The organism is Acidicapsa borealis, from assembly GCF_059115245.1.
Genome location: NZ_JCACNY010000001.1, coordinates 3,884,214 through 3,906,541, shown reverse-complemented (window position 1 = coordinate 3,906,541; position 22,328 = coordinate 3,884,214). Strand labels below are relative to the sequence as shown.

General features: G+C 53.7%; 18 protein-coding genes. 8 read left to right on the top strand and 10 right to left on the bottom strand.

What is annotated here, in order from left to right; genetic code table 11:
- Positions 1-25: 25 nt before the first annotated feature.
- A complete protein-coding gene (gene coxB, locus AC5S27_RS15990; protein ID WP_493935568.1) occupies positions 26-1,030 on the bottom strand; it encodes a cytochrome c oxidase subunit II in 1,005 nt (334 codons plus the stop codon).
- A 572-nt stretch (positions 1,031-1,602) separates the two neighbouring features.
- Between coxB and AC5S27_RS15985 the strand changes: the two genes are divergently transcribed.
- A complete protein-coding gene (locus AC5S27_RS15985) occupies positions 1,603-2,052 on the top strand; it encodes a MauE/DoxX family redox-associated membrane protein (protein ID WP_493935567.1) in 450 nt (149 codons plus the stop codon).
- Positions 2,049-3,032, top strand: coding sequence for an NAD-dependent epimerase/dehydratase family protein (locus AC5S27_RS15980; RefSeq protein ID WP_493935566.1), 984 nt, complete (start codon positions 2,049-2,051; stop codon positions 3,030-3,032). Before AC5S27_RS15985 ends, AC5S27_RS15980 begins: the two co-directional genes overlap by 4 nt.
- Positions 3,033-3,196: 164 nt before the next feature.
- Here AC5S27_RS15980 and AC5S27_RS15975 read toward each other — a convergent pair whose 3' ends face one another.
- The 5 genes from AC5S27_RS15975 to AC5S27_RS15955 all read right to left on the bottom strand — a co-directional run bounded on the left by AC5S27_RS15975 (position 3,197) and on the right by AC5S27_RS15955 (position 9,707).
- On the bottom strand, positions 3,197-4,162 hold the full coding sequence (locus tag AC5S27_RS15975; RefSeq protein ID WP_493935565.1) for an NADP-dependent oxidoreductase: 966 nt from the start codon (positions 4,160-4,162) through the stop codon (positions 3,197-3,199).
- 41 nt (positions 4,163-4,203) lie between these two features.
- On the bottom strand, positions 4,204-5,811 hold the full coding sequence (locus tag AC5S27_RS15970) for a DHA2 family efflux MFS transporter permease subunit (protein WP_493935564.1): 1,608 nt from the start codon (positions 5,809-5,811) through the stop codon (positions 4,204-4,206).
- 11 nt (positions 5,812-5,822) lie between these two features.
- Complete coding sequence (locus AC5S27_RS15965) at positions 5,823-7,112, bottom strand: HlyD family secretion protein (protein ID WP_493935563.1); 1,290 nt, start codon at positions 7,110-7,112, stop codon at positions 5,823-5,825.
- A 34-nt stretch (positions 7,113-7,146) separates the two neighbouring features.
- A complete protein-coding gene (locus tag AC5S27_RS15960; protein WP_493935562.1) occupies positions 7,147-8,490 on the bottom strand; it encodes a TolC family protein in 1,344 nt (447 codons plus the stop codon).
- Positions 8,491-9,236: 746 nt separating this feature from the next.
- Positions 9,237-9,707, bottom strand: a complete 471-nt coding sequence (locus AC5S27_RS15955) for an Rrf2 family transcriptional regulator (RefSeq protein ID WP_493935561.1) — start codon at positions 9,705-9,707, stop codon at positions 9,237-9,239.
- Between the two features lie 124 nt (positions 9,708-9,831).
- Here AC5S27_RS15955 and hmpA point away from each other — a divergent pair, with 124 nt between their 5' ends.
- Complete coding sequence (hmpA, locus tag AC5S27_RS15950; RefSeq protein ID WP_493935560.1) at positions 9,832-11,091, top strand: NO-inducible flavohemoprotein; 1,260 nt, start codon at positions 9,832-9,834, stop codon at positions 11,089-11,091.
- 177 nt (positions 11,092-11,268) lie between these two features.
- Here the strand turns inward: hmpA and AC5S27_RS15945 are convergent, their stop codons facing one another.
- The gene (locus AC5S27_RS15945) at positions 11,269-12,954 is read right to left on the bottom strand and encodes a GMC family oxidoreductase (protein WP_493935559.1); all 1,686 of its coding nucleotides are present in this window, start codon (positions 12,952-12,954) and stop codon (positions 11,269-11,271) included.
- A 1,085-nt stretch (positions 12,955-14,039) separates the two neighbouring features.
- On the opposite strand from AC5S27_RS15945, the gene AC5S27_RS15940 reads away from it, so the two are divergent.
- Positions 14,040-14,510 carry a cupin domain-containing protein gene (locus tag AC5S27_RS15940; RefSeq protein ID WP_493935558.1) on the top strand — a complete coding sequence of 157 codons (471 nt, stop codon included), beginning with the start codon at positions 14,040-14,042 and terminating at the stop codon, positions 14,508-14,510.
- A gap of 275 nt (positions 14,511-14,785) precedes the next feature.
- Here AC5S27_RS15940 and AC5S27_RS15935 read toward each other — a convergent pair whose 3' ends face one another.
- Positions 14,786-15,253, bottom strand: a complete 468-nt coding sequence (locus tag AC5S27_RS15935) for a DUF4126 family protein (RefSeq protein WP_493935557.1) — start codon at positions 15,251-15,253, stop codon at positions 14,786-14,788.
- Between the two features lie 187 nt (positions 15,254-15,440).
- Here AC5S27_RS15935 and AC5S27_RS15930 point away from each other — a divergent pair, with 187 nt between their 5' ends.
- The 3 genes from AC5S27_RS15930 (at position 15,441) to AC5S27_RS15920 (ending at position 20,174) form a co-directional block, all read left to right on the top strand.
- The gene (locus AC5S27_RS15930) at positions 15,441-16,070 is read left to right on the top strand and encodes a response regulator (protein WP_493935556.1); all 630 of its coding nucleotides are present in this window, start codon (positions 15,441-15,443) and stop codon (positions 16,068-16,070) included.
- Positions 16,071-16,146: 76 nt separating this feature from the next.
- On the top strand, positions 16,147-17,247 hold the full coding sequence (locus AC5S27_RS15925; protein WP_493935555.1) for a LamG domain-containing protein: 1,101 nt from the start codon (positions 16,147-16,149) through the stop codon (positions 17,245-17,247).
- Positions 17,244-20,174, top strand: coding sequence for a sensor histidine kinase (locus AC5S27_RS15920; protein ID WP_493935554.1), 2,931 nt, complete (start codon positions 17,244-17,246; stop codon positions 20,172-20,174). Before AC5S27_RS15925 ends, AC5S27_RS15920 begins: the two co-directional genes overlap by 4 nt.
- Here AC5S27_RS15920 and AC5S27_RS15915 read toward each other — a convergent pair.
- Positions 20,140-20,592 carry a hypothetical protein gene (locus AC5S27_RS15915; RefSeq protein WP_493935553.1) on the bottom strand — a complete coding sequence of 151 codons (453 nt, stop codon included), beginning with the start codon at positions 20,590-20,592 and terminating at the stop codon, positions 20,140-20,142. The two genes, AC5S27_RS15920 and AC5S27_RS15915, sit on opposite strands and share 35 nt — an antisense overlap.
- Positions 20,593-21,464: 872 nt before the next feature.
- Between AC5S27_RS15915 and AC5S27_RS15910 the strand changes: the two genes are divergently transcribed.
- Positions 21,465-21,614, top strand: coding sequence for a universal stress protein (locus tag AC5S27_RS15910; RefSeq protein WP_493937322.1), 150 nt, complete (start codon positions 21,465-21,467; stop codon positions 21,612-21,614).
- On the opposite strand, the gene AC5S27_RS15905 is transcribed toward AC5S27_RS15910, so the two are convergent.
- On the bottom strand, positions 21,583-22,200 hold the full coding sequence (locus AC5S27_RS15905; RefSeq protein WP_493935552.1) for a hypothetical protein: 618 nt from the start codon (positions 22,198-22,200) through the stop codon (positions 21,583-21,585). The two genes, AC5S27_RS15910 and AC5S27_RS15905, sit on opposite strands and share 32 nt — an antisense overlap.
- Positions 22,201-22,328: the final 128 nt, after the last annotated feature.

Here is a 22,328-nt window from a genome sequence, read left to right as displayed (position 1 = left end):
AATTCTTCAGACCTGAGTGCAAGTTCTACTTCAGCGTTGTCAGGTAGGCTGTGACGGCATCGAGGTCGTGGTCATTTAGGTGCATCGACGGCATCAGCGCTCCTGGTTTGAAGTGCGCGGGATTGTCGACAAAGGCGCGTAGATTGGGGGGATTATTCGGAACTGAGCCGGATGCAATCGTTTCCCGAGACGCCAAATGCGTAAGATCGGGTCCGAATCTACCCGTAGCCACTGTACCGGCGACACTGTGGCAGCTAATGCAGGCGTTGTGCTGAAAGACCGTCCTGCCGTCCTGCGCACTTGCTGCATCCGTAGCAACCTGTTGCTGGTGGCCGACCCACTTCGAAAACTGCTCCGGCGTGTCCGCATAGACCCGCAGCAACATCTTGGCATGTTGCGCGCCACAGAACTGGGCACACTGCCCAAGATAGAGTCCAGGCGACGCGGGGTCTATCCACATGGTGTTGACGCGGTTGGGAATCAAATCGACCTTCCCAGCGAGCCGCGGAATCCAGAAGCTGTGATCGGTGTCCGCCGAGGAGAGAGTAAGGTATGTGGGAGTCGGGTGCTTCGGATCGCTGATCGGTACGTGCAACTCGTTGGCAGTGACGACGCCTAACTTTGGATAGCGGAACTCCCACCAGAACTGGTGCCCGATTACCGTCACATCGATGGCTTCCCGAGGCTTCACCGCCAACTGCGTGGAAAAGATGACACGCGCAGTTGCGAGGAAGAGCATGACGACGATCAGGATTGGAATGACAGTCCATGACAGCTCGATCTGGTTACTGCCGTAAATCTGCACAGGTTCCTCATTCGCGGCAGGGGCAGCAGGACGGTGGCGAAAGCGAACGATGGCGTACAGCAAGAGGCCGGCAACGATGAGAAATACAACCAGTGAAACGCCTAGAACCAGCATCGACAGTCCAAATATGGAATGTGCCGGGGTTCCATTTGGAGAGAAGATGCTGGTGGGACCGTGCACAATATTTGGTACCTTCATCGCAGCGAAATGGCCGTTCAGCGGCATTTGCAGATGTCTCTCCTCTCAGGCCGTTATTCCGAAAGCAGGAGTTGGCGGCTTCAAATCTGGCTCCATTGTCGGACGGGAAATGAATGCACAAAAGCGCAGAAAGGAGCGACCTGCGCCAATCCATTCGGACTATCCCCGGATGGGGAAAGGACAGGATCATCCTCTGCGTGCTAACGCCTCGGCCATCCTGGGTTCTGAATTGTTCGGTAAAAGGAATTGCATGGAAGGCAACGACGTAAGGTGATTGTGAATCTCGAGCTACGCCTCACAAATCAGATTGGGACGTGGTCTTTGGTTTCTTAGCGCTGGACGTGACCGACATCCAATCATCCAGAAATCTTCGCAGGGCCGCTCAGAGTGCCCATTCAAAATGGCAAGTGGACCCCGAAACTATTGCTGTCGGCCGTGATTTCTGTCGACAAGAATCACGGCCCGGAGACTGAGGGGGCATAGCCCTCAGCAGCCCGAATGGATTGGCTTCGTATCATCCAAATGTGCCTGTTCATCAAACAGAACCAGACCCACAATATGGATAGCAATGGCTTCGTTCGAATGGAGAGGAAACAGGGGTGCCGTTTATTCTTTCGAACAAAATCGATGAGGGCAGCAGGATATTTCTAAGACTTGCGTTGGGAGCTTCGTTTCTTTCTGCAGTTGCAGATCGTTTCGGCCTCTGGGGACCGCCCGGTGCCGCCCACGTCGCCTGGGGTGACTTCGCGCATTTTGTGACATACACGGGAAAGTTGAACTGGTTTCTTCCTCATGCCCTTGTCCCTGCAATCGCCTGGGCCGCAACCATCGCGGAGATAGTGCTCGGTCTAGCTCTGATTTCAGGACGCTTCCCGCGCATCATCGCGCTCTTGAGTGGGCTCCTGCTCGCTGCATTCGCACTCGCGATGGCAGCTACTTCATCCATAAAAGCGCCACTCGACTATTCGGTTTTTACAGCTTCTGCGGCGGCATTCACTCTCGCCAGTCTTTATCGAGCCCCAGCACATACCGAAGGAGGAAATCTGTGAAAGTGTTTGTCGCGGGAGCAACGGGAGCGATCGGTGTCCCGCTGGTCGCGGAATTGATACGTCGCGGTCACCGTGTGATTGGCATGTCACGTTCACAAGGCAGTAGGCAGAGTCTCATCGACGCTGGCGCAGAGGTCGCAGACGTGAACGCCTTCGATGGATTTGCCATGGCAACGGCTCTACGGGAGTTCCGTCCGGAGGTTGTAATCGATCAACTCACATCCTTACCGAAGGATCCAACGCACTACGCAGAGGCATTCCCTACGGATCGGAGACTACGCGTCGAAGGCGGAGGCAATCTCTTTCGGGCTGCGAAGGCCATCGGGGTCCGCCGCTACATCCAACAATCCAGCGGATTTCTTCTTAAAGCGACCAACGGTCTGGCGGACGAATCTTCAGGATTTGCGTTGGTCGCCAGCGCTGGGATCGCCGCTACCTCACAGATGTACGCCGAGATCGAGTCGCGCCTCCAGCTAGCTGGGGAAATGGAAACAGTTGCTCTCCGTTACGGCTTCTTCTACGGCCCCAATACATGGTATGCACGCAATGGCGCGGCTGCGGATCATCTTCGACGTCAAGAATCTGCCATCATCGGGCGAGGAGAAGGCACTTGGTCGTTCGTGCACATACAGGACGCTGCGATCGCCACTGTAGCTGCATTGTCATCTCCGCCCGGGATCTACAACATCGTCGACAATGATCCAACTCCAGCCAACGCGTGGCTTCCCGCCTTCGCCAAGTACGTCGGAGCTCCGCAGCCGGATCAGTTTACCGAGCAAGAGGCCCGCGTCAAGGTCGGCGAAGATGCTATTTACTACGGAACTCGGCTTCAAGGTTCATCCAATCGAAAAGCCCGTTCGATTCTAGGTTTCAAACCTCGCCAATTGGAATGGCTTCTAGACTCTGCTGGGCTCTACCCCAGCAAAGGAGTAATTTCGCAAATTAAGCCCCTGGCAAACACCGCTCGAACTGGAAGGTGAGAACGAGCCTTACCCCTTCTTTCAGAAAGTCTTGCGCCGTGGCCAGACCGATACCGGTCGTTCCTCCAGTAACTAACGTGCCCTTCCCTTAAAGCCTCTTCATAACATCGTTGTGATCATATTTTTGCACTTACACCAGGTTGGCAATGGATCTCCCACGAGTCTCATTGCTCCTGATCACTCTCATCCTCGTTGGGAGTGCGAATGATCGAGACAATGACTTTCCCGATTCCAGACTTCTTTTCAGATTTTCCCTCGTAGGCCGCAGAAGCACAGTCGAACGGGAAGGCTGCTTTTAAGAAAGTCTTGATTCGTCCTCCTTCCAATTGCTTTGCCAGTACAGCCAATTGCTGGTGATTGGGTTCCACAATGAAGAACGCGTCTTTAACTCGCTGGTCAGTCGTACCTTCGGCATCAGCCGCAATTGTGATCATCCTGCCGCCGGGCACAAGGACATTCCATGATTTTGTGAGAATGTCCCCACCCACGGTATCGAAGACCACATCGATATCTGTCAGCATCGTCTCGAACTGAGATGCCCTGTAATCTAGCACCCAATCCGCGCCCAGCCGGCGAACCGATTCGACATTCTGGGCTGAAGCTGTTGCGACCACTTGAGCACCGTGATTATGGGCAAGTTGAACGGCGAAATGACCCACTGCGCCGGATCCGCCGTGGACAAGTACGCGCTCACCCGGCTGCAACCTGGCGCGGTCAAATAGCCCCTGCCAAGCGGTCAGCGCTCCTATCGGGACCGTCGCTGCCAGCTCATGGGTCAGGTTGCGCGGCTTGTTTGCGATATGTTGCGGTTCCGTGAGGCAATACTCGGCGGTCGCCCCTTCGGCGAACCAGTCGTTCATGCCGAATACTTCTTCACCAACTTTGAAGTCCATAACGCTGTCGCCCAAGGCTGAAATGATCCCAGAAAACTCGTGACCTGGGATGGCATTGCTTCGGCTCTCTCCTCCCGAAGTATGAGTTGTCGGATACCACTTAAGCTCGGAAGGCGTTACTCCAGCGGCGTGGACCCGAACAAGGATTTGCCCAGACGTAGGCACAGGATTTCTGGCTTCTCTCTTGACCAACACCGGACCTTCGACAGAACTGTTCACTTGCATCGATTTCATCATTCCCTCCATTGTTGTTTTCCTTTGCTTTGGGACAAGTTTTGTCAGTGCCCCCCAACAGGCCCGTCTGTGAATTTGGTTGTCTTCATGAAGAACAGTGCAATCACGCTCGCGAGTAAAACACAACCCAGCAGAAGAAAGCAGTCACTAAAGGCAAGCAGGTAGGCTTCACGACGCACAATCGATCCGACCAACCCAACAGATCGCATGTGGGAGGAGTAAGGATCTCCGCCTTGGCTCATAAGGTGGGATGTTGCCTGATCTATCCTTATCTGAGTTGCCGATGTGTACGCAGATACTGATTCTCCCAATCGCTCGGAATGAAACCTCTCACGGACGGATAAGAGGGTTGAAAGGCCCGCGATCCCCAGTGACCCCCCGATATTCCTCATCATGTTGAAGAGCGCGGAAGCTGCTCCACTTTCTCGTCCCTTAGCCATTCCCGCAGTTGAGACCGCAGAAAGAGGGACCATAATCAGTGGCTGTCCGAGAGCTCGAATCAGCAAAGGAAGATGAAACTGAGGTCCGGAAAAGTCCGTGCTAAGGTGACAAGTCAAAAATGAACTCCCGCCGAAGAGCAAGACACCAATACCGATGAGGATGCGCGTATCAATGAGCTTCATCAGTTTTGGTACAAGAGGTATTACGACGAGCTGGGGTATACCCAACCAGATGATGACCGTGCCGATCTGGGTCGCATTGTAGCCTTGGATCTGTCCCAGATACACAGGAAGGATGTACACAACACCGTACAATCCGACGCCTAGAATCACATTGACAATGCTACCTAGCGCGAAGTTTCGCCGAGTGAACAGCTTTAGATCAACTAAAGGCTCCTTGGTTCGGAACTCAATGATGATGAAGGCAATAATCCCAATTGCAGCAGTCCAGGCTAACTTTACAATCCCGGGATCTCCGAACCAATCCTTGCGATTTCCATCTTCGAGGACGATCTCGAAGGCCGCCAAGCCAATGGCCATGGTTGCAATTCCCCACCAGTCACCCTTCTTGAGCAGGCCGAGATTCATTGGCTGCTTTTCCATCGTGAACCATACGGAAGCGATGAGGGCGAGACCTGGAACGAGATTGATGAAAAAGATGAAGGGCCAGCCATAGTTGTCTGTCAACCAGCCGCCCACCAATGGGCCTATCGCCGGCGCGAATGTTGCAGTCACGCTGAATAGGGCCATGCCGATCGGTTGTTTCGACGTTGGCAAATACTGCAGGATGACGACGAATGAAAGCGGTATCAGAACGCCTCCAGTGAATCCCTGCAATACCCGGAAGGCAATCATCAAGTCCAGCGAGCGGGCTTCTCCGCAACAAACCGAAAAAAACACAAAGAGAATCGAGTTCACGAGCAGGTAGTTCTTGAGGGAGAATGCTGCCGATAGCCACGCAGTCAGAGGAATGACCACGATTTCCGCTACGAGATAGGCCGTCGGAACCCAGGAGATTTCGTCGTAGCTTGCCCCAAGGGTGCCGGCTATATCACGCAATGAGGAGTTCGTGACGATAATGTTCAGAACCGCCATGAAGCAGCCCAGAAGAACGCCGAGAACACAGACCCATGTCTTGACTGAAACGTAGTCTGCCGGTCTCGCAGACATTGCCAGATGCTCTGGGTTTGCTGCGACTGAGTTAGTTGCCATTGTGTTCTCCATCAGCGCGTGGTGACTGTCACTACGGACGACATGCCGGGCGAAAGCAGGTTCTCAAATCCCTTAACGCTTTCCGAATCAAGCACAATCTTGACGGGGATGCGCTGCACGATCTTGGTGAAATTGCCCGTTGCGTTGTCGGGCGGAAGCAGCGCAAATTCATTCCCCGAACCCGGAGCGAGACTGTCCACATGCCCATGAAATGTGTGTCCAGAGAAGCTGTCAATCTCCACGTCCACCGGCTGGTTGTCCCGCATTTTTTCTAACTGTGTCTCTTTAAAGTTCGCGACAACCCATAGTCGATCTTCCACAATCGCCATGAGCGGTTGCCCGGTTTGCACTCTCTGTCCCACCTCCACCGACTTGCGTCCGATGCGGCCGTTTGCAGGTGCCTTAATGACGGTGTAGGAGAGTTGTAGCTTCGCGTCCTCCAGCGACGCCATGGCCTGGCTCACACTCGCTTGCGCGGCTGCAAACTGGCTCTCCCTTACATGGGTTTCCAGTCGCGTCGCTTGAGCGGATTCCAGACTGCCCTGCGAGCTGACAAGGAGGGACTTCGTTCGCGCCACTCCCTGCTGCGCCTGGACCAGTAGTGCCTCTGCCTGTCGAACCTGTTCCTGAGCGGCTTGTTTAGCAGCCTGAGCTACCTGATAACTTGCGCGCGCATGGTCTAGGGTTTGTCGTGAAACTTGTTCTTTCGCGACTAGGTCTTCGTAGCGATGAAAGTCTGCCTCTTCACGGATCAAGGTGGCGTCGGCCTCAAGTAGTTGAGCCTCTGCTCGGGGAACTCCTGCCTCTGCAGCTTTAACTGCAGCTTGAGATGCTGCAATCGAAGCTGTTGCTTCGCCTATGGACCCGCGTGCCGCGGTCGTCTGTGCCGTAGCGGACTGGGAAGTTGCGAGGATTGCTGCCTTCGCAGTCGCAGCCTGCTTGGAAGCAGCTTCCAACGCGGCAGATGCTTGATCCAGGCGAACCTTGTAATCGGTCGGGTCTAGGATCACCAGCGATTGTCCCTCAACGACATGTTGGTTGTCGTCGATAAGTACCTGTTGCACCGTATCCGTGATTCGGGCACTGATCGGATGTAAATGTCCAGTTAGGTACGCATCGTCGGTTCTTTCATGTCCAGACGCCCAGACCAGGTAACGGATTCCAAGAATCACGATGAGCAACCCTACAATTACAGATGAATAGAGCAGTATCTTCCGTTTTCGTTCGGGCGGCGGAGTCGATGGAATCGGAGCCAATTCCTGCGGATGCTCAGGAGAATCGTTTTCAATGAGAGTCGTCATGGCCAAGTGTCCCTTCTGATACCGAATCTCGGTGCTATTTTGCGTAAATCTGCTCAATGACGCCGACAGCGCGCGCCAGTTGCGCACGAGCGACGTTGTAGCGGAAGAGTGCTCCGATCTCAGCATCGTTTGCACGTGCGAGTGCGTCCTGTGCCGCAATAACTTCGATGTTGTCCGTAACACCGGCTTTGAATCGTCCTTCCGAGAGTGAGACTTCTTCGTTTGCGAGCGCTACCTCTTCTTTGCCGAGCTCTGCATCGTTCAGCGCAGCCTTGAGTTCAACTTCGCCATCACGAGTCTGCTCGACGACACGATTTCGCGCGCCCTGAAACTGGCGCCTCTCCCTTTCTTCATAGAGAGCAGTGCTCTTGCGTTCCGCTCGAATCTGGCCTCCTTCGAACAGAGGGAGTTTTGCTTCAAAGCGGTATTCATAGCCAGGTGTAATCGTGTTGAAGGTCTGACCTTGTTCATTCCAATGTCCGGTCAAGCGCACCTTCGGGATTACCTGTTCCACTGCGGCTTGGTGCAGCGACTGGGACGCCTTGATGCTCTCAGCAAGAGCCTGTAATTCGGGTCGCTTAGCAACCGCTGTACCTGCCGGATCGGTGATGTCCAGTGGAGGAGTTGAGAAAAAGTCACCAGAATCGACAAACTCAAGTTGGGTTTCATCCTTGAGATTGAGAATTCGCTTCAAAGCAAAGACAGTAGTGTCGGAGTCTCGCTGCGCATCAATCAGCCTTTGCTGCTCTTCCCGTAGCCTTACCTCTGCTCGTGATACGTCAATCTTGGAGGCGACGCCATCGTCTCGCAGATCTTGGGATTGACGCAAAAGCCTTGTCGCAAGCTGCACTCGAGATTCTGCCGCAGTAGTGTTGGCAAGTGCGCGCAGGTGCGCCATGTATTCACTGACGGTCAGCAAAACTGTCTCCTCGCGCACCGATCGTTCATCCGCTTTGCCCGCCAGTAACCGATGACCGCTAGCCTGGTAGCGCCGGATCAGTGTGAGATCAAATACTGGCGAAGAAAACGCCGGTCCAGTCGTGATCGATTGATACGGACCGATGCTATGAGGAAAGCCGGGGAAATCAACTCCGATTTGCGCCTTAAGATTGAATCGAGTCACTGTCTCGCTGGTTTCCAGGTCTATGTGCGGAAGCAGCTCGGCAAGGGCGAGTTGTTTGTCCTGCTGTTTCGTTGCTGCTTCAATGGTTGCGATCTGAAGCTCAATGTTTTGCTTCAGCGCTTGGTCAACGGCGCCGCGTAGGTCGAGCCGTAATGGCTGATTCGTCTCTTCCTGCGGAAAGCCTACCCTTAAAAATCCCAGTGACAGGGAAATCACGAGCAATGGTGTGATCCAATGTCCCGAACGTTTACACATAGACCCTTCCTCAGTCTTGCGTTACGACTCGATGTCACGAACGCAGAATTGCTTTCATCATTAGCTCTGAAGATAGGGGTGGGCCGCGCTTCCTTGAAGCCCTCTTTGGCTTAGGACGAACCGGCTCTTTAGGACTGTTGATTGCTGAGCCGCATTGCTAAAAGCGGAACTGCCCACCTACGCCCCAATCAGCGGGCGGCCCCATCATTTTTACGACTTCGCCTAATGACCCGCGTGGACCGTCATCGAGGCCACAGACGGCATAATGGGAGTGTGTAACACTCGTTCTAAACAGAAAGGCTGAAAACCGTGATTCAGTCTTTTGCCAACTAAGCCTGGCGTTCAGGAATCCTTATAGAGCTTGCTCGAAATATGGAGAGTTTTCACAGTCATACCAAGCCCTGGTTTTCTAGATGTAGTCGATCTGACCTATGAATTCCCCTGCTGGTCCCAAGTTGGTGGAGGGCTTCGCACCTACCTTGAAAATAACCTTTGGAATATTGAGGAATTGGCCCTTCGTAGTCAGTGGGGATCGAGAAGAAAAGGTGACACACCTGCCATCGATGACACGAAGACCTGCCGATAACATGAGGCTTGCTATCGACAAAACTGTGACGGCAAGCTCCTCTTCTTTGAGCGTTACCTTCGGCATATTGCCAACATAGCTGAAGGCCACAGCACTCAGATAACTGAATCAGTCATTGGAGATGAATCTGGGTTTGAAAATCCTTGTACCGCATGCGAAATTATGTAGCGGCCAAGGAATCATCGTTGGGGCTCGCGGGTACTATGTGGAGGAGTGACCTCAGTTCATCCCGGTCAGCCGCGAAGTCGGCGAGGGTGTAGGTGTCGAGAACTGCGAGAAAAGCCGAACGAGCCTTTTCGATCGCACTGCGAAGCGCACAATTCGGCTCGATGGGACAGAAAGCATCGACGGGTGAAAGGCACGGAACGAGAGCCATGTCCGGTTCCATCCGGCGCACGACATCACCAATGCGGATCTCAGCGGCAGGTCTTGCCAATCGAATTCCACCCCTCATTCCACGCAGCGTCACGATGAACCCATTCACCCCAAGTTGGTGCCCGACCTTGACGAGATGGTTCCGGGAAATCCCAAAGCTTTCCGCAATTTCGGGGATGGTGGCGAGTCGCTCACCGCGCACTGCCAGGTAAATGAGCATCCGGAACGAATAGTCAGCGTAGACGGTTAAGCGCATTGGCAAAGCCTCCACAAAAAGCTGTAAATCGAATATATCTTTTATGCTACCTTTTGCCATAAGATGTATCCAATATACATGTTTGTTATTCGAACGCCTGAACACCATCTGGAGACCCAGCATAATGCTCACGAATACGCAGAAAGCCCTTGTAAGAGCAACCGTCCAACCCCTTCGCCAGCACGGCGAAACTATTACCCGTGTTTTCTACCGGAATCTGTTTGAAGCGCATCCCGAGCTTTACAACGTCTTCAACCCGGCCAATCAGAGAGATGGGGGCCAGGCGCGCAGTCTCGCCGCCTCGGTCCTCGCTTACGCTGAACACATAGACAATCCAGGTGTGCTTGGCGCAATGCTAAAGAGGCTCAATGGCAAGCACGCGAGCCTGGACGTAAGGCCAGATCAGTATCCGATTGTTGGTGAGTTCCTGCTCGGCGCGATCAAAGACGTTCTAGGGGCTGCAGCCACTCCAGAGATCCTTGATGCATGGGGGGCAGCTTACGCCCAACTAGCGGACATCATGATCTCTGCAGAAGCTGATCTCTACAGAGAGAGTTCCGCTCAACCTGGGGGCTGGCGTGGGTTCAAGCCATTCCGTGTAGACCGTAAGGTACAGGAAAGTCAGTTCATGACTTCCTTTTATCTGACTCCGAAGGATGGGATGCCGCTACCGACTTTCCAGCCTGGTCAGTACCTGTCAATCAAAGTTCACCCAGTCGGCTTCGAGTACGACCAGATACGCCAGTACAGCCTTTCCTGCGCTTCCAATGGCCATCACTATCGGATTAGCGTTCAGCGGGAACTAGCTCCCGTCGACACCAAAGATGTGCCCGCAGGGTTGGTCTCCAATTTTCTGCACGACACGATCATGCAAGGGGATGAGTTGGATGTACACATGCCCTCCGGTGACTTCATCCTCCAAGAGAGCGACCGGCCAGTGGTGTTGTTGAGTGGCGGTTCGGGTATAACGGCCGTGCTGACTATGTTGCAGCACCTTGTCAGCCCCCGGGGAGGTGGTCGCGATGTGCTATTCATCCATTCCGTGCGCGGACGAGAGCGTCATGCTTTTAACCATGAGATCCGTGCCATGATTTGCCAACATCCGAATGTGCGCGCAATTACGCTCTATGGAAAGGCGGCACCTGACGATCACGCAGGCCAGGATCACGATGGGGTCGGGCGAATCACCACCGAACTGCTTCAGCAACATCTACCGAAGCGAGGAGCTGATTTTTACTACTGTGGACCCATTCGTTTTATGGACGCAATGGAAAGTGTACTCAACGAGCTCCACGTTCCTCTTGAGCATCGGCATAGCGAAGCCTTCGGACCAGACCGCTCTTTCGCTATACCGGCGGAGAGCCAACAAGCCTGCTCTGTGTAAAGCAATACCCATTCCAACTAATACCCGTGTGGCACGATCATGCAGGAAGGAAATTCGCCAGGAGCTAGGCTCTCTTGACAAACCATGTTGAGGGCGGTTGTGCTCAAGAACTAAGAACTACCTGCATCATCGTGCTCTCTTGAAGTGCGCACGCCACTACAAATCTTCAGAAAATGGCTATGAATTCAAGTTGTCTGCTGAACTCTGCTCATGCGTCGACTTTAGGAAAAGACCGAGCTGCTCCCCGATCACCACGCAAGGCGCCATCGTGTTTCCAGTCGTCACCCGGGGCATTATGGAAGCGTCCGCGATTCGAAGTCTGTCTATGCCGTAAACGCGAAGCTTGGAATCGACGACTGACATATCGTCCAGACCCATCTTGGCAGTGCAGGACTGATGCCAGTAGGTGACGAGTGAATCTCGAACAAATGACTCCAGAGCCGGTCCAGTCAGGTTGCCCGGCATCACTTCGCGCTTACGAAATGGGCTCAGGGCAACGTTGTTACCGATCTCGCGGCAGAGCATGACAGCTTTCACTGCAGCCGCCAAATCGTCGGGATCCGAGAACGTGTTTGCATGGATCCTAACTGGGTCATCTGGATTCGGGCCCGTGAGGGTAATCTCGCCGCGGCTCTTAGGTCGCACGACTCCGGGTGCGAGTGTCCATGACGCCGCCGGCGGTTGAAATCGGGACGCTGTTTCCGGTGTGGCGATAGGCATCTCGATTAGGCAAGGCTGCAGATCGGGCGTATCCAAGTCCCCGTCGCTTTTCCAAAAAATGGTTGCTTCAATCCCATTACCTTGGGACTGTTGAGGTTGGTTATATTCCCAAACGCAACCAGCAACGAGGACATGATCCTGAAAGTTCTGTCCGACGCCAGGAAGATGTTCGATGCACGTTATTCCATGAGTCGCTAGTCGCTCCGCGTCGCCTATCCCTGACAGCATCAAGAGCTTCGGGGTATGGATTGCCCCTAACGATATAACCGTCTCCACATCGGCTTCGAAGCGCCTTATTTCGCCGTTTACGATGACTTCAACTCCCAGAGCTCGTTTGTCTTGGATCAAGAGCCGAATGACTGTGGCGTGCGTGAGCACCGTCAAATTGGGTCGCGCCAGGAGCGGATAGACATAGCTTCGAAAAATCGATTGGCGCCTGCCGTTTCGAATCCGAAGATTAGTCAAGGCGACGCCCCCCGCCCCTTCCATCATGACTCCATTCTGGTCGTCAAAATAAGGGATACCCGCGCCCGCTGCGGAGCAAATCACGGCGGGAACCAGGGGATTCGGATTAGGCGATGTTTCGACGTACAGGAGCCCACCTTTGCCCCGACGAATTGGATCGGACTTGCCCTTCCAATCCTCTATCTTCTTGTAGATATTCAAGACTGATTCGTAATTCCAGGATGCATCCTTGGTCTCGGCGCTGAAGAATTCCCAATCGTTACGATGACCTCGCGACCAAATCATGGCATTTATCGATGAACCGCCGCCAAGTACCTTTCCCATTGATAAGGGCATCGCTCTGCCATTCAGGTTGGGATTCGCATCGGCGGCGAACCCCCAGTCCCGATCGGTCCCGAGGTTGGCGAACCAGCTACTAGCTTCGTTAATACTGGGAACGTCGTCGCTTCCCCCAGCTTCGAGCAAGAGCACACTCACACTCTCGTCTTCTGCCAGCCTTCTGGCTACGACGGATCCAGACGACCCCGATCCGCAAACGATGTAGTCATATCGGGCTTTGAGATTCTCAGCCAACTTCAGCTGATTGGCGGCTGCCTTGACGGCGAATTCGTCCGCCTCATGATTTGGTTCAGGGGCTTCAGCTTGGTGTTGCTTCTCCCGGATTGACCTCAGAGACATTTGAGTTGTCCTCGTCTGGTAAATTGTCGAAACTGCGTATCCGGGACGCGACGCTCTGGACACCCAGGTTTCCTGAATCTGCCAGTATCTTGCTTCAAAGAGTTGAAGCACCGCAGACCCATATGGCAGAGTTTGTGACCCCTAAATCGAGGGGTGTTTGACCAGGTGCCGTGTTACATCGCCGATGCGGAAGGGATAGCGATCTGGATATCGATGTCATCCACCGTGATTGGATGAGTCGCAAGACAAGTTCTGGAGCTCGGACTAGCGGCATGATGACAGGTACTGTGCCGGGGTCTTTAGCTACGCAAGCAATCCGTGACGGATGGTCGCTATACCTCTCTTTTTCAAAGCAGGTTTCCGTCGCGTCCGTTCGTCTTCGTTGTTGGACGATACGGCGAGAGAGGACTCAACAATCCTAAAGAGCCGTTTGCTAGACGTTCGATTGAGGCTTTATGCCGGGAACGGGGCTCTTTATAGTTGGCTCACGCTGCAACCGCGGCTATGCAGGGCTTATGTACCAAGAGGATGCACCAATGGCGCTAGTAACTCACATCCGGCATATGTTGCCGTGTCTCAGCCTCGTCCCGGCGATCATTATTGGGATGTCTGTTCAACATCAGGCTTGGAGCAAGGATACTAAGCCGTCCGGCCGCCAAGTGGTAGACGCGCTTCACTCGGCTTTTGGTGAGCACCGTGAACGCGCCTTGCACGCCAAAGAAACGATCGTTACTGGGTCCTTCATTGCCTCGCGACAACCGAGCAAATATACCAGTGCGCTGCACCTTCAACACTCGGTCCGCAATAATCTCTGTCATTGCCCGCTTTTCAGACTTTACAGGGATCCCTGATATTTCGGAAGACCGCCAGCTGATCGAGCTTGGAGTGGTGACGTTCAATCCCATTGTCCCAGGTGAGTAGGCAAGTAAGAATCTTCAGTTCGAACCTGGTGCAGTAACGGCGGGAAGTGAGACCGCCGATCCTTTGCTTGATGTTCGCTTCACCTGCTGGGTCTTAGCTTAATGAAGACGAATAACAACAGACTTTCGCCATAACTATGAAACTGATGACAGGAGAAGACAGCTATGATGCACCTTTCCCTAAGACGATTAAGGGTTGTGTCCACGCTCGGTCACCGGATTCTCGGTCGGACCCGGCTCACGGTGACTATGCTAAGCCTCTCAGCAGGTTGCGCGATCGTTGCCTTAGCAGTACTACCAAAACGCGAGGCTCAAGTAACTACTGTTTTCACGACCAAACTGCCTAACGTTTCAGGAAGCAGCATAACAATGCAGCGGGTGTATTACGCGCCAGGCGGCAGGAGCCAGGCGCATCGTCATGCTGGAAGTGTACTGGTATATGTCCTGAGCGGTTCCATTCGGTCGCAAAACTCTGCGACCGGGCCGGCCCGTATTTACAAAACCGGAGAGTCCTTTTTCGAGCCGCCCATGAGTCAACACTTGATTAGTGAGAACGCCAGCCAGCGAGAGTCAGCGAGTTTGCTGGCAGTCTTCGTAGCAGAAGATGGAGCCGAGCTGACAAAGCCGCTCAATTGATAGATCAATGCTTTCCAAAGTGTGAGGCATCCGACTGGTAAAAGCCGATTGCTGTCTAGGCAGTAATCGGCTGAATCATGTCTCTTCTCTTGGGTGTTGTCATATAGGAATACTTCGTCTTGTCAAGCGTCTCCTCGCTTTGTGGTTTGCCAGAGAGGAACGGCCTGCGGATTGACGAGGGAGTTGAAGTCGCTTACGCATTGCATACTGACAATGCTCAGCTTGGGTTAGACCGGTCCGCCCTCCTCCAACGACTATCAAATCGAAGGCGTCGTTTATGAAAATTGCCTTACGATCAGGAGAGCACCGACCACAGCGATCGCGTCCTCGAGGAGAGCGATGGGTAGGTCTTTGCCTCCGATCGCCTTGACGAGCCTAGTGCGAACTTCAGCTCCCACAAGGGTTCCAACTACAGCGCCTGTGCCGCCCACGATGAGTCCGGAGGCGATGCCGCCATGGGCAGTCGTCAGGGCCGCACCTGAGAGGGCTCCGGTGGAAACCCGTGTGATGAACTGCATAGGAACCTTTCGACTTGGGGTTTGAGGAAGCTTGTCATTGATCAGCTCGCCGAGCGCCGCAAGAGAGAAGATCCACGGTGTCCAACGATAGCCGAGAAACGCAAGCAAAGTGCCGTCCAGGGGCAGCAAGCCAAACCGAGCGGCCCAACTGACGAGCGTCGGTGCTGTAAGGGCGCGAAGGCCGGCGACGATTCCGATAAGAAATGCAAGACAGGCATAGACCATGAATTCACCTCGATTTGCGTGTAATAAACCCAAGCTATAGGGGAATTGCCAAGACTCAAACCGCGAAAAGAGGTTTTGAGCGCAGTCCTTTCGAGGGATTAAAATTGTGCGGACCCATACTTTCGAGCTGTTCGGAGGCGGATTCTTAAGTGTAAGCTCATCGAGACTGGGCGTTTCGGAGGCAAATATGACTAGCCCGCATACGATCCGTGTATTAGCAGTGGATGATCATCCGTTGCTTCGCGCCGGCATTACCGCAGCGGTGAACGCTCAGCCTGGAATGTCGGTCGTTGCAGAAGCTGCAAGCGGGGAGGAGGCGATCGAGCTATTCCGGCAACACAGGCCTGACATCACGCTTATGGATCTCCGTCTTCCCAAGATGAGCGGGATTGACGCTATTGCCGCCATACGCAAGCAAAATCCCGGAGCCCGCATCATCGTCCTTACAACATTTAGTGGAGACGTGCAGGCTTTGCGGGCTTTCAAGGCTGGTGCATCAGGATACCTGCTCAAAGGTATGATGCGGACAGAATTGACCGACACAGTCCGGCTCGTCCACTCTGGGTGCCGCAGAATTCCACCTGAAATCGCTTCAGTTATGGCGGAGCACGCTGCGGAAGAGGTTCTCTCGGGTCGTGAACTTGATGTCTTACGTTCTGTAGCCGAGGGGAACTCAAATAAGCTGATTGCCTCAGACCTGTACGTTTCGGAGCATACGGTGAAGGGTCACGTTCGGAACATACTGTCCAAGCTTGGGGCTAGTGATCGCACCCACGCCGTCATGATCGCGCTGAAACGCGGGTTCCTGGATTTGTGAATATTCACCGTACGGTGACTCGCGATTCAAAAGTCCCAGTCGCTGATCCCCGGGGCGTTGAGAATGCTCAGGAAGGTTGAAAGCTGTGCAGGCTAATTCGAGGAATTTCAAAACGTCGGGAAACAAGATTCAAAGGTGGTTAGCCGTCACTGGAATGATAGCCCTGTTTGTTCTTCTCTTTGGTTGTAAACCGCCGCGCCCTCAGATCATTTTCACAAATGTCCCTGAAGTCAGTCCTGGTGGACCGGACACGCAGGGCATCATATCGGGCCGTGTATTTGGAACGAGCGCTGGGGATCGCTTGGTACTTGTTGCTCGCGCAGGAAAATGGTGGGTACAGCCCGACGTGCATACTCCGTTCACACCGATAGCCCCCGATGGAAGTTGGACATCCAGAATTCATCTCGGAGAGGCATACGGTGCATTGGTGGTGTCCCCTTCCTTTCAAATCAGCGAAAAGATGTCCAGCCTTCCGTCAGTCGGTGGGGATGTAATGTCCGTCGCCACCGTTCCGGGCGCACCGAGCCCGATAGACAAGGTAGATCACGCGGCAAGGCCGCTTCGCTTCGGAGGATATGATTGGCGCAACGAGTTTCGTCTCGGGAGCCTTGATTACATTCATCGCTACTACCTCCCAGAGAATGCCGAGACAGATCAACATGGAGCATTGCACCTTCGCATCCGAACACTCGGCAATCAAAGGACGTGCGCTCAGATCAGTCTTGTACAGACCTTAGGCTATGGCAGCTATAGGTTCAAACTCGTCGTTCCTGCACAAATTGATCCTGCCGCGGAACTCAACATCTTCACGTCAAATGATGTCGACCGTCCAGGTGAGCATCGTGAACTTGAATTTCACCTCAGTCGTTGGGGAAACACGCATAATGAGAATGCAGAGTACGTTATCCAGCCGTATCACCTAGCAACTAACGTTCATCACTTCGAACTGGAGCCGGGCCCAGTGACGACTCTCTTACGCTGGTCACCTGGACGAGCCGAGTATGTAAGCAAGGACGGAAGCAGCGGTAAGGAAATCACTCGCTGGAGCTTCACGTCTGGAATACCTACATACAAGAATCAACGCATGTACCTTAACTTTTGCCCTTTCGCATATCCGAAGGTCCCCTTCTCTCAGGATTCTGAGATCATTCTTGAAGATTTTGAGTACTTGCCGTGAGCCGTAGGTTTCGTCAACTGCTTACGTGTTTGCTTGCGCTGATGTTGGTCGACGCCGCGACGAGTTCGCTTGCACAGGATGGTCGGTTAGCTGGACGCTTCGATTCGAGAGTCTGGAGCGCTGAACAGGGACTCTCGGCCGGTCAAATTTCGAGCATCGCTCAGGGCGTTGACGGCTACCTGTGGCTCGGTACTGAAAAGGGTCTACTGCGCTTTGACGGACTCTATTTTCAACCTTTCCCATTACCGGATCGTACAGCACACTCACCTGTGATAGAAGTCGTTGTCGATCACGAAGGTACTTTGTGGTTGCGGACGCGCGAAGCCAAGTTGCTGCGGATCGTGGCAAATGAACGGGCAGAATTGGTTCAATCTATTTCCCAAGATACCGACGTTGTCTACGCTATCGCGCCGGCTTGGGGCAAGGGACTGCTTGCTTCGGCGGCATCCCGCGGACTAGTACGGCTGCAGGGCGACCGGGTGGAGGACTTTCACACTCGAGGGCCCTCAATGGTAGCCGCTGTCGCGCAGACACAGCCGCAGAGCGTGTGGTTCGGTACCCGAGGGCATGGCCTCAACCGTTGGTCGAATGGCGAGTCCAAGCAGGTTCCTGGGACAATTGATACCAAATCGATCGATTGCCTGTTCGCGGGTTCTGACGGGCGACTCTGGATCGGAACAGAACATGGTTTGTACCATTTGGATAGGGATGCGAACTATATCGATAAGCCAACTCCTGGAACCGAAAATCTTCAAGTGCTGGCCCTGACGCAGGATAACGAAGGCTCTGTTTGGGTAGGTACTTCTGCAGGTTTGTTGCGAGTCTCAGACGGAAGAGCAGAGTGGATACAACGCACCGCGCTAGCGGTCACAGCGCTCCTCGCGGATAGAGAGGGAGACATTTGGTTCGGAGACGGGCAGAAGCTGGAGCAATTGCGTGAGCCAACGATTCTGACCTACGAACTCCCTGCAGCGATCGCTGCAAAAGGCATTGGAGCCGTGGCTGTAGATGAACTCGGGCACGTATGGTTTGCGGGTCTAGAGGGTGGACTGTATTGGATGAGCGGACTCAGTCCACACAAAGTCTCCATCGATGGTCTTGACTGGGACACCGTATATTCCATCGATTGCGTGGGCCAGGACGTCTGGCTGGGGCGTCGGGGAGGAGGTCTGACGCGGCTTCGCTCGGAGCATGACCACATGTCAGTTCGCACTTGGACCACAAAGGAGGGACTAGCGCAAAACAGCGTGTATGCTGTGCGTGCTCTGTCTGATGGCAGCGTTTGGGCGGGGGGGCTAACAAAAGGACTGAGCCATTTGGAGAGTGGACATTTTCAGAGCTTTGAAGCAAACAGCATAGGCTCAAATTCCGTAACGGCCATCGAGCGGGCAGACGATGGCTCTGTCTATGTGGCCACGCCGGCTGGCCTCTCTAAATTCCGCTCCGGCGCGTGGCACCGCGAGATCCAGAGCGGCAATACACAGCCAGAGATCCTTAGTCTACTTTCTGCCGGGAATTTTCTTCTCCTGGGAACGGAACAAGGTCTCGCCTACATGGATCGCAGAGACCAACATGTGAACAAATTCACAAACCCGACTTTACGAGAGCCGATCCTCGGCATAGCGAAAGAAGGTGACAAACTCTGGCTCTCAACAACGGATCAACTCTTGAGCGCAACGCTGGAAAGCACGCCGACGGGGCTTGCTCTGTCCTCACTCCGAAGTTATGGCAGGACAGATGGGCTGATAACTTCAGCTGGCGTGCAGCGCACAAGGTCGATTGTTGCTGACGGACAGGGACGCATTTACGTGGCCACTGATGCAGGACTTTCAGTAATAGACTCTCATCGCAAGCAGGTTCCTGTACTTGCACTAGCACATACCTCGGCTGTGCTAGCTGACGAAACGCCTTTGTCGCTCGCATCTGAGGTTCGCATACCCCCGGGCACCCGGCGCACTACGCTCTATTTCGATGGGCTTGACTTCCGGGCGCCTGAACAAGTCCGGCTCCGGTACAAGCTGGACGGGTTCGATCAACGATGGAGTGAAGTAACGAAGTCTCGTCAAGCTGCTTATACGAATCTTCGTCCCGGCCCTTACACGTTTCGAGTCATGGCTCAGAACAGTCAAGGGGAGTGGTCTTCGCAAAGCGCGGTGCTCCCAATCGTCGTAGAGCCCACCTTCATGCAACGAATGTCTGTCCGTCTTGCGATTGTCGCGCTTTTTCTCTCTCTTGCCATCTGGATATATCAAGCACGTATCAAGTTTGTGATCGCTCGGGCAAATGCTTTCGCGGATGAGCGGATTTCGGAAAGGAACCGCATCGCGCGAGAATTGCACGACACTCTCCTGCAAGGCTTCATCAGCGTTCTCATGCATCTCCACATCATTTCAGAGCAGAAAACTGAACAGTTCCGTGCATCCCAGGATTTGAAACCAATTCTCGAAATGATGGAGCAGGTAATTGAAGAGGGCCGACTTGCAGTTCAGGGGTTGCGAGGTACGGATGGCGAGACGAGGGACTTAGAGTCTTGTTTTTCATCGCCAAAAGAGGCGCTTGATCCGACGTTCTCCACTACCTATGAATTCATTGTCGTAGGGAAGAAGCGGCTTGTACACCCGGTCGTCAGCGAGGAAATTGGCAGGATCGGGAAAGAAGCAATAACCAACGCCTTTCGTCATGCCGACGCTGTTGGAATAACTGTATCCTTGGAATATTCCAGAACTGCTCTTGCTCTACGAATCAAAGACGACGGCATTGGGATCGACGCGGACGTGCTTTCCGCAGGCAAGGCGGGCCACTGGGGATTACTGGGAATGCGCGAACGCGCTAAGCACATCGGTGCTCGACTCGAAATTAGCAGCCATGCGGGAGAAGGAAGCACCATCACCGTTACAGTTCCAGCTCGTGTGGCCTTTCGCGACTGATCTTTGCGTACGCACGAAGGGTCTTAACCGACCGATGGGTTTTGATCTCCAAGATGTAGGCTGCCGCGAAGTCTTGGATAGAGCGTCCAGGCGCCTTAGATTCAAGCTTCGAGTCGTCCGCCTTTTTCGGTGCAGGGTCTGCCTTGACCATGCCAGCGGAAAGGCCGTTTAGCTCCGCAGTTTTGCGTGCCAGAGCCGTGGTGGCAACATCAAGGTCAATCCCGACGTTTACCCACTGGCGCTTTCCGCCCTCGCGGTCGCGAAGGTGGTAGGAACCTTCGGGACAACGCCGCGGTACACCATCGACAATGCCCCATAGCGGCTTGATCTTGTGGTTGGGTGATTTGGCGGGCGGAACGTAGATCCATTTGCCGGCGGCCGAACGGACCCGAAGGTAGAGTAATACTGGTTTGCGCATGTATTCCCCTGAGGGGTAATACCGAGCAAATGCCTCCGACATAGCTTATTCTTTCGCCTCGGGTAGCAAGCTGGCTAGCAAGCTATCAAACCTTACTCTAAACCAGTGAATGTAATAGGAATGGCGGAGAGAAGGGGATTCGAAGCCCAATAGAGCTCTTAACCACAGGCAGAAATAGACGGACCCCGTCTCAAGGGATGACTGGTCCTCCTCCGAGATCAGTGGGAACGGGTGATATGGATTTTCAAATCTGGTATCCGACATGCCGTTGATAGGCATAATCGCGTCTGAAATCAAGCAACGCTTAGAGGGGCACACGTCCAGTAAGTAAGCACGTTTCACCCCACAATCCCCCCACATTAAGCCTTGCTTATCGTTACTTACCATGACTTTAGGTTGCCAGCCGTTCCGCGTAAGTCGTTGATAATACATCGAAAATTGTTCAGTTAACCGAAGGGTTGTAGCTTCGAGTCCTACCTGAGGAGCCAATCAAATCAATTAGTTATCGCTATTGATCTTGCGCGCAATTTCTTAAACCGGGGACACCGGTTCAATTCCGTTCCCGCTGATGCTTTCCACACCTCCCCATCGTCCGGCGCCGCGTTGGAAACTGCCATCGATCTCGCTTTACACTAGCGAGCGCAAATCTACCTGCTGCATGCTGTCCCTGTCTTGACTATGATTCCGGGTACAGGATATCCGACCGACTATTTCCCAGAGGGCGATTTCCTAAAAGACGCAAAAGAACATACCGGGACGCGGTTGACTAAGGTTGCAGCCGGATCGGTAACTAGCGGAGTTAGTGCCCAATCTGGGATTGAAAGCGGACACGATGTCGTTGGAAACATCATGTTGGTGATTGAACGCGAAAGATAGACTTCGTCGTGGTCTCAACGCATGGCATTTCTGGATGGCGTGCAATGGTGTTTGGATCGATCGCAGAGAAATTGGTCAAGCTTGTCCAGTGCTCCTTACTCCTTCTCAGATCTGTCAAGGATGCATCGGTATCCGTGACTGACTGACGCACCCATGGCTCAATCGGCTGCCGTCATCATTCCAAAGATGCCTTTGGGCAATCACCTCGATCTCTGCCTGTGTGAGCGCAGAAAGATCCACGATCTCCGTAGCTCTAACCAGCTTGAATAGATCAGGATGATGAGTAGTCAAGAACTCAGTCAGGTAGCCCATGGCGCTGCTCTTGCCCTTGGCGTGCCCGACGAGGATGATCTCGTCTGAACCCACCATGTCTTTCGCGATCTCCTCGTAATAGGATTTCTCCTCAGGAACCCGATCCCCGCTGTAGTGGGATTCTTTGCGGTGAATCAGATGATGGTGAAACCGAAAAGGATCATAGGGCTTGACTACCTTTTCGTCCGCTTCCGCACTCTCAACATTCTGATAGATATGCGCGACATGATGATCGATCACGACGATCGTTCGTTTGGCCTGATGTGAATCATCTGGGCCTACTGCGAGTGCCGCCTCTTTGATGAATCTGCGGCGCTTTGAGATCTCTTCCACTTCAAACTCGTCGCGATTTGGGTGATTGAAAAGCGCTCGCTCATTTCCCACGACGAACGTGAGTTCGACACCATCGTGGGGCAGCACCTCTCCAATTTGAGAAATGAGTCCGATCACCTGGTCCCAAGCAGGTTGCGTGGCAGCTTGCCACTCAACAGACTCTCAAGAAGCAACTCATGATCGTGGCGAACGTATGTAGTCATTCGGCCAGTATC

What these genes read in the sequence shown, in the direction of transcription:
- coxB (WP_493935568.1), bottom strand. Translation starts at nt 1,030, where the DNA reads ATGCCGCTGAACGGCCATTTCGCTGCGATGAAGGTACCAAATATTGTG.
- AC5S27_RS15975 (WP_493935565.1), bottom strand. Translation starts at nt 4,162, where the DNA reads ATGATGAAATCGATGCAAGTGAACAGTTCTGTCGAAGGTCCGGTGTTG.
- AC5S27_RS15970 (WP_493935564.1), bottom strand. Translation starts at nt 5,811, where the DNA reads ATGGCAACTAACTCAGTCGCAGCAAACCCAGAGCATCTGGCAATGTCT.
- AC5S27_RS15965 (WP_493935563.1), bottom strand. Translation starts at nt 7,112, where the DNA reads ATGACGACTCTCATTGAAAACGATTCTCCTGAGCATCCGCAGGAATTG.
- AC5S27_RS15960 (WP_493935562.1), bottom strand. Translation starts at nt 8,490, where the DNA reads ATGTGTAAACGTTCGGGACATTGGATCACACCATTGCTCGTGATTTCC.
- AC5S27_RS15955 (WP_493935561.1), bottom strand. Translation starts at nt 9,707, where the DNA reads ATGCGCTTAACCGTCTACGCTGACTATTCGTTCCGGATGCTCATTTAC.
- hmpA (WP_493935560.1), top strand. Translation starts at nt 9,832, where the DNA reads ATGCTCACGAATACGCAGAAAGCCCTTGTAAGAGCAACCGTCCAACCC.
- AC5S27_RS15945 (WP_493935559.1), bottom strand. Translation starts at nt 12,954, where the DNA reads ATGTCTCTGAGGTCAATCCGGGAGAAGCAACACCAAGCTGAAGCCCCT.
- AC5S27_RS15940 (WP_493935558.1), top strand. Translation starts at nt 14,040, where the DNA reads ATGATGCACCTTTCCCTAAGACGATTAAGGGTTGTGTCCACGCTCGGT.
- AC5S27_RS15935 (WP_493935557.1), bottom strand. Translation starts at nt 15,253, where the DNA reads ATGGTCTATGCCTGTCTTGCATTTCTTATCGGAATCGTCGCCGGCCTT.
- AC5S27_RS15930 (WP_493935556.1), top strand. Translation starts at nt 15,441, where the DNA reads ATGACTAGCCCGCATACGATCCGTGTATTAGCAGTGGATGATCATCCG.
- AC5S27_RS15915 (WP_493935553.1), bottom strand. Translation starts at nt 20,592, where the DNA reads ATGCGCAAACCAGTATTACTCTACCTTCGGGTCCGTTCGGCCGCCGGC.